Origin of the sequence: Mycobacterium sp. (assembly GCF_032161845.1) — a bacterium.
In the GTDB taxonomy this organism is placed as follows: domain Bacteria; phylum Actinomycetota; class Actinomycetes; order Mycobacteriales; family Mycobacteriaceae; genus Mycobacterium.
Window position 1 is genome coordinate 1 of the sequence record NZ_JAVRQA010000018.1, and the last position, 3,712, is coordinate 3,712.

Here is a 3,712-nt window from a genome sequence, read left to right on the forward strand (position 1 = left end):
TGGTGGCCACCATGTGATCGAACATGCTTCGAACATATGTGCGATCCCCGACAAAAACCAGCCCGCAAAGCCAGATTGTGGATGAATCGCCGACTGTGCACAACTATCGCCTAAGACACCGAAAATGTCAGTGGCACATGGTAATCGCCGGGAAACGGGTCAGGCGTCGTGACTGCGGTCAAGCAGCTCCGACGAACCGAGCACCCGTTCGATCCGCACCTCGATCACGACGCGCCGGGGGTTGACCCGCGGCGTGCGGTAGCGCTGGGCGTAGCGAAGTTCGGCGTCGCGGACGCCGTCGGGATCGGCGTTGACCGACGAGCTGCCCTCCAGCGAGAGCCAACGCGCACCGTCGACCTGACTGAGCACCGCCATGCCGCGCTGGTCGGCATTCACCGCCTTCTGCGAGCCGCCTGTCGTGATGACCCGTGCGATGTGGGTCTTGGGGTCGAACGTGAATCCGACCGCGACGACGTGCGGCGAATTGTCCGCGCGAAGGGTGGTCAGCATGGCGAGATGTCGTTCGGTCAGGAACGCCAGCGCATCGTTCGTCAGCCGCGTAGTTGCCTTCGCCATCGGTGTCCAACCTAGCGCAGGACATAATCTCAGCCATGGAGGACACGGCTGAGGATCGCGTGGTGGTGATTTTCGGCGGACGCAGCGAGATCGGGATCGAATTGGCGACGAGGTTGGCCAAGGGCGCGACGGTCGTACTGGCGGCTCGAGGTGCTGATCGGCTAACCGACGAAGCCGCTGCGGTGACGGCGGCCGGTGCGGCGGCCGTCCACGTCCGGGAGTTCGACGCCGACGCGCTCGTGTCGCACGCGCCGCTCGTCGAGTCAATCGTCGCCGAGTACGGTCCGATCAGCACGGCCGTGGTGGCGTTCGGGATCCTCGGTGATCAGGCGCGCGCCGAGGTGGACGCCACCCATGCCGCCGCGATCGTGCACACCGACTACACCGCCCAGGTCAGCCTGCTGACCGTGCTGGCGGCCACGATGCGCTCGGCGGGTCGCGGTGCGATCGTGGTGTTCTCATCCGTGGCGGGGGCCCGTCCGCGCCGGGCCAACTACGTGTATGGCTCGGCCAAGTCGGGCCTGGATGCGTTCAGCCGCGGTTTGGCCGACGCCTTGCACGGCTCAGGGGTCCGACTGCTCCTCGTCCGTCCGGGCTTCGTCATCGGCCGCATGACCGAGGGCATGTCACCGGCCCCGCTGTCGAGTACGGCGCCACAGGTGGCCGAGGCGGTGGCACGGGCGCTGGCGAAGGGGCGCAACGAGATCTGGGTGCCGAGGTCACTGGGCGCGTTGGTGCTCGGGCTGCGGCTGCTGCCACGCTCGGTGTGGCGGAGACTTCCCCGATGATCGTCGTCGTTGGCATCGGTGCGGACGGGATGACGGGTCTGTCCACCGCGTCGCGAACCGAATTGTCCAGAGCCACCGTCATTTACGGATCACAACGACAGCTCGAACTACTTGACGGCTCCGTCTCGGCGCGCCGGCGGGCATGGCCGTCTCCACTGCTTCCTGCGCTCCGCACCCTGCTCGACGACGCAGGCGGCGACGTGCACGTCATCGCCAGCGGTGACCCCCTCCTGCACGGAATCGGCAACTCCCTGATCCGGCTGTATGGGTCGGATCGGGTGGCAGTTCTGCCACACGTGTCGTCCGTGACGTTGGCGTGCGCGCGGGTCGGATGGGCGGTGCAGGACACCGAGATCATCAGCCTCGTCACCGCAGAACCGCACACCGCCGTGCGTCGCGGGGGTCAGGCGGTCGTCCTGTCGCGCAACGCCACCAGCCCGCCCACCCTGGCCCGGCTGCTCGCCGAGACCGGCCGCGGTGACTCCGAACTGACCGTGCTCGAGCAGCTCGGCGGGCCGGGGGAGCGGCGCCGCTCCGCCACGGCGCGCGAGTGGGCGGGTCGTCCGCCCCACGACGTCGACGCACTGAACGTGATGGCGGTGCGCTACCTGCCCGACGACCGGGTCGCCCACGCGCTGCCCGACGACGTGTTCGCTCACGACGGCCAGATCACCAAGCAGTCGATCAGGGCGGTCACCCTCTCGGCGCTCGCGCCGCGGCCCGGCGAGTTGCTGTGGGACGTCGGATCCGGCTCGGGGAGCATCGCCGTCGAGTGGTGCCGAAGTGCACCGGGTTGTGCGGCAGTGGCATTCGAGCGGGACGACGTACGCCGCGCACGCATCGTAAGCAACGCGGTTGCGTTCGGCGCGGCGGTGGAGGTTCGAGGAGCGGCGCCGGCCGACTTCGTCGGCGCACCCGAACCCGCGGCCATCTTCATCGGCGGCGGCCTGACGCATCCCGGCCTGCTCGACGGATGTCTTGACCACTTGCCCGCGGGCGGCCGCCTGATCGCCAACGTCGTCACGGTGGAGTCTGAAGCTGTTATCGCCCAATGGTATTCGCACCTGGGCGGTACATTGCACCGCTTCCAGCACTATCACGGTGAGCCGGTCGGAGGATTCACCGGCTGGCGACCCGCGATGCCCGTGACCCAGTGGGTGGTGACCAAGCGATGACCGTCTACTTCATCGGCGCAGGACCGGGTGCCGCCGATCTGATCACCGTCCGCGGGGAGCGCCTGCTGAAGCGGTGTCCCGTCTGTCTGTACGCCGGCTCGATCATGCCCGACGACCTGTTGGCACTGTGCCCGCCGGAGGCCAGGGTGATAGACACTGGGCCACTGACATTGGAGCAGATCGTCGCCGAGCTCACTGCCGCGCACGCCGCGGGCTTGGACGTCGCGCGCCTGCATTCCGGTGACCCGTCGATCTACAGCGCACTGGCCGAACAGTGCCGCCGCCTCGACGCGGCCGGCGTCGACTACGAAGTAGTGCCTGGCGTCCCCGCCTTCGCCGCCGCGGCCGCCGCGTTGGGCCGCGAACTGACGGTGCCAGGCGTCGCACAGACCGTGACGCTGACGAGGGTCGCGACGCTGTCCACGGCGATGCCGGCTGGGGAGGATCTGCGGACGCTGTCGGCACCCGGTGCCACCTTGGTACTGCACCTGGCGGCCGCCCAGGTCGATGCGATCGTGCCCGACCTCCTCGCCGGTGGTTATGACGCCGAAACCCCCTGTGCCGTAGTTGCCTTCGCGTCATGGCCAGAGGAGACGATACTGCGGTGCCGCCTCGGTGAGCTGGCCGAACAGGTCCACGCCGCAGCCATCACCAGGACCGCCGTCATCGTGGTCGGCGACGTCCTTGCGGCCGACGGTTTCACCGACAGCTACCTCTATTCGTCGGGACGGCGCCGCGGAAGCAGGCACTGATGCGGGTGCTGCTGCTCGGCGGAACCGCCGAGGCGCGCGCGCTGGCTGCGGAGTTGAATCCCGCTGTGACCGTGATCAGCTCGCTCGCGGGCCGCGTTCCCGACCCCGCGCTCCCGGTGGGCGAGGTCCGCATCGGCGGGTTCGGCGGGGTGGACGGCTTGTGCAAATGGATTCGCGACGAACGCATCGCCGCGGTCGTCGATGCCACCCACCCCTTCGCCGCCCGCATCACCGCCAACGCGGCGCAGGTCTGTCGGCAGGCGGGGGTCCCGCACGTCATCCTCGCCCGGCCCGCATGGCCGCAGGGCGACGCGCTCGTGGTCGACTCCGACGTCGAGGCGGCCGACGTCGTGGCCCGGAACCGCTATTCGCGGGTCTTCCTGACCACCGGGCGCTCCGGCAGCGCCGCGTTCGCGAAGGT

Annotated in this window: 5 protein-coding genes; 4 read left to right on the forward strand and 1 reads right to left on the reverse strand. The window is 68.9% G+C overall.

What is annotated here, in order from left to right; genetic code table 11:
- Nucleotides 1–159: 159 nt before the first annotated feature.
- Nucleotides 160–576, reverse strand: a complete 417-nt coding sequence (locus QOD90_RS01145) for a F420-dependent biliverdin reductase (protein WP_526345834.1) — start codon at nucleotides 574–576, stop codon at nucleotides 160–162.
- Nucleotides 577–611: 35 nt separating this feature from the next.
- Between QOD90_RS01145 and QOD90_RS01150 the strand changes: the two genes are divergently transcribed.
- From QOD90_RS01150 to cobK, 4 genes are all read left to right on the forward strand, one after another.
- Nucleotides 612–1,364: an SDR family NAD(P)-dependent oxidoreductase gene (locus tag QOD90_RS01150; protein ID WP_526345836.1), complete on the forward strand. Its 753-nt coding sequence runs from the start codon at nucleotides 612–614 to the stop codon at nucleotides 1,362–1,364.
- Nucleotides 1,361–2,539: a precorrin-6y C5,15-methyltransferase (decarboxylating) subunit CbiE gene (gene cbiE, locus QOD90_RS01155; protein ID WP_526345838.1), complete on the forward strand. Its 1,179-nt coding sequence runs from the start codon at nucleotides 1,361–1,363 to the stop codon at nucleotides 2,537–2,539. The genes QOD90_RS01150 and cbiE overlap by 4 nt, the downstream gene beginning before the upstream one ends.
- Nucleotides 2,536–3,291, forward strand: a complete 756-nt coding sequence (gene cobM / locus QOD90_RS01160) for a precorrin-4 C(11)-methyltransferase (RefSeq protein WP_526345840.1) — start codon at nucleotides 2,536–2,538, stop codon at nucleotides 3,289–3,291. Before cbiE ends, cobM begins: the two co-directional genes overlap by 4 nt.
- Nucleotides 3,291–3,712 (forward strand): precorrin-6A reductase (cobK, locus tag QOD90_RS01165; protein WP_526345842.1); only part of this gene is annotated, 422 nt, incomplete at its 3' end. The genes cobM and cobK, both read left to right, overlap by 1 nt.